A 3,973-nucleotide genomic window follows, 5' to 3' on the forward strand; every position below is an offset into this window, starting at 1 on the left:
GTGTGAGCCGCCGTGCGGGCCGGTGGTGCGGGCCCTACGGCATGGGCGAGCCGACCTCGCCCGAGTCGCGCCGCAGGACGCGCAGCGAGTCCACCGCGCGGACCTCGGTGAACTGCCCGGACTCCAGGGCGCGGCAGTAGATCTCGTAGGGCGGGCGTCCGCCGTCCTCGGGGTTCGGGAAGACGTCGTGGATCAACAGGGCCCCGCCCACCGCGACCCACGGGGCCCAGCCCTCGTAGTCGGCCTGCGCGGCCTCGGAGGAGTGGCCCCCGTCGATGAACACGAACGAGGCCGGCGTGCCCCAGATTCGCGCGACCTGGCGCGACGTGCCCACCGCGGCGGTCACCACATCGTCCAGTCCCGCGTCCCAGATCGTGTGCCGGAACGCCACGAGGGTCTCCAGGCGGCCGGTGTGGGGGTCGACGAGCGCGGTGTCGTGGTACTCCCACCCGGGCTGGTGTTCCTCGGACCCTCGGTGGTGGTCGACGGTGACGATGCTGCCGCCGGTCACCCGTGCGGCCGCGCCGAGGAACACGGTGGACCGGCCGCAGTAGGTGCCGATCTCGACGCCCACGCCGTCGCCCAGGTACTCGCAGGCGATCTCGTAGAGGGTGCGGCCCTCGTCCAGCGGCATGAAGCCGGGGGCGGCGAGCGCCACGTCGAGCAGCGCCTGGTCGATCTCGGGAGCGGTCATGGCACAAACCTATCGCTCATGACTCCGCCCGCGATCCCCGCCCTCGGCCGGGCGCTCAGTCGCGGCCATCGTTCCCCGCCTCGGCCCGCCGGGCGGCCTTCCGGGCGCGCGCGACGTGCGGGCCCACCACGTTGCCCAGCTTGGTGCCGTTCGGCCAGCCCGCGTAGTAGCAGAGGAACAGCACGATCTCCTCCAGTTCCTCGGGTGTCAGCTCGCCGTTGCCCAGCGCGGCGCCCACCTGGATGTCGGCGATGTCCGTGTTCCCCTGAGCGGTGAGCGCGCCCAGCAGGAGCAGGCGGCGGTCGCGGTGGCTCAGACCGGGTCGGGACCACACGCGCCCGAACAGGTGGTCCGCGGTCTCGGCGAAGTAGTCACCCGGCCCGTCGGTCATCTCGAAGCCGTAGACCTCGGTCATCATGGCCAGCCCGCGCTCGCGCTCCGGGGACATCCCGGATTCTGCCGTGTCGCTCATCGTGCTCCCTCGTCGTCGTCGGTGATACCGCCGTCATCCCCGGGCGCGCCCGCGGCGCGGCGGGCGATCTCTCCCGGCCCCACGCCGAAACCGGAGCCCAGGTCGCGCAATGCGATGGTCCCGAGCGGCAGGTCCACCTCCAGCCGCTGCCCGAGATCCAGGGCCAGTGAGAGGTCCTTCTCGCCGAGGCCCCGGACGTGGGTGAAGACACCGTGCCAGAAGTCGTCGGGGGCGATCGGCGCGGTGGTGTCCCGCAACATCACCGCGCCGGCGCCACCGGTGATGGCGTCGGTGTGCCGCACCACGCGGCCCAGCTTGGCGATGTCGAGTCCCGCGGCCTCCGCCAGTCGGGAGGCCTCGGCGGCGGCGGTGAACGAGATGAAGTGCAGCAGGTTGCGGGCCAGCTTCATCCGCGTACCCGCCCCCACCTCGCCGGCGTGGACCGGCAGCGCGGCCCACAGCGCGAAGACGGGCTTGCAGGCCTCGTAGACCTCGCGCGTCCCGCCCACCATCACCGCGAGCTCCCCCTTTTCCGCGCCTGGTGCCCCGCCCGAGACCGGGGCGTCCACCAGGTGTACGCCGTGCGTTCCGCACGCCCTGGCGAGCTTTACGGCCGTGGAGTCGGAGATGGTGGAATGGACCGCCACCACCGTTCCCGGACCGGCCGTGCGCAGGATCCCGTCGGGGCCGTCGACGACGTCACGGACCTGCGCGTCGTCGAGAACCGTCACCGAGACGAGTCTGGCCGTCCGGGCCACCTCGGCCGGTGTCGCGCCGGAGGTGGCCCCCTCCGCGATGAACGGTTCGGTCGCCTCGGGGCGGACGTCGCAGACGACCAGGCCGCCGGGCCACGACAGCAACCGACGGGCGATGGGCGCGCCCATGTTGCCCAGCCCGATGAACCCGACGGGCGCGGGGGAGTCCTCCGGGGAGCCCGGACCCACGGGTGCGGCTCCGGCGCCCTGCCCGGAGATGTCGGCCGGGTTCACGCTCACGACCTGATGACCTGTCCGCCGTCGACGTTGAAGATCTGACCGGTGATCCACGACGCCTCGTCCGAGAGCAGGAAGAGCAGCATCCCGACCAGGTCCTCCGGCTGTCCCATCCTCTTGAGCGGGAGCTTGTCCACCATGTCCTTGACGATGGACTGGGGGGTGGTCGAGCGGTTGGCCTCGGTGTCGATCGGCCCGGGCGCGATCGCGTTGATGCGGATGTTGGACCCGCCCAGTTCGGTGGCCAACTGCTGGGTGAGCCCGTTGACACCCACCTTGGCCAGGCCGTAGAAGCCCGAGTAGAGCCACGCGGCGGTGGAGGACTGGTTGACGATGGCGCCACCGCCGGCGGCCGCCATCTTCTCCCAGCAAGCGCGCACCATGATCAGCTGACCGTTCAGGTTCACCGACATGAACTTCTCGTAGTAGTCCCACGGCACGGTGATGAGGAAGTCGAGTTTCATCCCGCCGAATATCGCGGCGTTGTTGACCAGCATGTCCAGCCGGCCGAACCTGTCCACGGCGGCCTCGGCGCAGGCCCCGGCCGAGTCCGGGTCGGAGACGTCGGTGTGCTGGAAGAACGCCTCCCCACCGGCCGCGGTGATCTCCTGCGCCACGCGCTGTCCCTCGGTGTCCGAGACGTCGGCCACCACGACCTTCGCGCCCTCCGCGGCGAGGGCCTTGGCGTACTCCTCGCCGATCCCGCCGGCCGCGCCGGTCACGATCACGGACTTACCGTCAAAACGTCCCATATCTGTGGTCTCTTCCTTCTCGTCAGGGGTGGTGGTTCGGGTGGGGGTGGAATGTCAGGCCGGAGACGCCACGGACTTGGTCTCGAGGTACTCCTCGAAGCCCTGCCGGCCCATCTCGCGGCCGATGCCCGACTGCTTGTAGCCGCCGAACGGGACGTCGGCGCCGTACCAGACGCCGCCGTTCACCCCCAGGGTCCCGGTGCGGATCCCCGCGACAACCTTCTCGACCCGCCGGGGGTCGGTGCCCCACACGGCGCCGGAGAGTCCGTAGGGGGAGTCGTTGGCGATCCGGATCGCGTCCTCGTCGCCGTCGTGGGGGATGACCACGAGCACGGGTCCGAAGATCTCCTCCCGGGCCACCCGCGCGGTGTTGTCGAGTCCGGAGATCAGCGTGGGCTCCACCCAGAAGCCCCTCGACTTCTCCTCGCCGGAGGGGCGACCGCCGCCGATCTCGATGGTGCCGCCCTCCTCCACGGCCAGGGCGATGTACCCCTCGACCCGCTCGCGCTGGACCGCGGAGATCACCGGCCCGCACAGGGTGCCGGGGTCGGTGGGGTCGCCCGGCGCGAAGGCGGCCATCGCGCCCTTGGCGGCGTCGACGGCCTCGTCGTACTTCTCGCGCGGCACCAGCAGGCGCGTGGTGAGGGCGCAGCCCTGACCGGCGTGGGTGCAGGCGTTGAGGGCCGTCATGAAGCACGCGGCGTTCAGGTCCGCATCGTCCAGGACCACGGCGGCGGACTTGCCACCCAGCTCGAGGAAGACCTTCTTGAGGGTCTCCGACGCGGCCATCATGATCTTCTTGCCGGTGGCGGTGGATCCGGTGAACGAGACCAGATCGACGCGGGGGTCGGTGCTCAGCTGGGCACCCACCCCGTGGTCCGAGGACGAGACCACGTTGAGCACGCCCGCGGGGATGTCGGTCTCCTCGGCGGCGATGCGGGCCACCGCGGCGGCGATGAGCGGGGTGTCCGGGGCGGGCTTGAGCACCACGGTGCATCCCGCGGCCAACGCGGGCCCGATCTTGGCCAGGTTGATCTGGTTGGGGAAGTTCCACGGGGTGATG

General features: G+C 71.2%; 5 protein-coding genes. All 5 read right to left on the reverse strand.

Annotated features, from left to right (window positions below):
- Positions 1 to 34 precede the first annotated feature (34 nt).
- Positions 35 to 694 carry a class I SAM-dependent methyltransferase gene (locus G6026_RS04535; protein ID WP_107757090.1) on the reverse strand — a complete coding sequence of 220 codons (660 nt, stop codon included), beginning with the start codon at positions 692 to 694 and terminating at the stop codon, positions 35 to 37.
- A gap of 55 nt (positions 695 to 749) precedes the next feature.
- Positions 750 to 1,166, reverse strand: coding sequence for a carboxymuconolactone decarboxylase family protein (locus tag G6026_RS04540; RefSeq protein WP_228549129.1), 417 nt, complete (start codon positions 1,164 to 1,166; stop codon positions 750 to 752).
- Entirely contained in the window at positions 1,163 to 2,110 is a 948-nt protein-coding gene (locus G6026_RS04545; RefSeq protein ID WP_182612373.1) for an NAD(P)-binding domain-containing protein, read from the reverse strand. Before G6026_RS04545 ends, G6026_RS04540 begins: the two co-directional genes overlap by 4 nt.
- Positions 2,111 to 2,157: 47 nt before the next feature.
- Complete coding sequence (locus tag G6026_RS04550; protein ID WP_017838156.1) at positions 2,158 to 2,910, reverse strand: SDR family oxidoreductase; 753 nt, start codon at positions 2,908 to 2,910, stop codon at positions 2,158 to 2,160.
- 54 nt (positions 2,911 to 2,964) lie between these two features.
- The coding region (locus G6026_RS04555) for an aldehyde dehydrogenase family protein (protein ID WP_182612372.1) at positions 2,965 to 3,973 on the reverse strand (1,009 nt) is incomplete at its 5' end.

Origin of the sequence: Dietzia sp. DQ11-38-2 (assembly GCF_014145055.1) — a bacterium.
In the GTDB taxonomy this organism is placed as follows: Bacteria; Actinomycetota; Actinomycetes; order Mycobacteriales; family Mycobacteriaceae; genus Dietzia.

Excerpts from the sequence above, each read along its gene's own strand:
- G6026_RS04550 (WP_017838156.1), bottom strand. The coding sequence starts at position 2,910 with ATGGGACGTTTTGACGGTAAGTCCGTGATCGTGACCGGCGCGGCCGGC.
- G6026_RS04535 (WP_107757090.1), bottom strand. The coding sequence starts at position 694 with ATGACCGCTCCCGAGATCGACCAGGCGCTGCTCGACGTGGCGCTCGCC.
- G6026_RS04540 (WP_228549129.1), bottom strand. The coding sequence starts at position 1,166 with ATGAGCGACACGGCAGAATCCGGGATGTCCCCGGAGCGCGAGCGCGGG.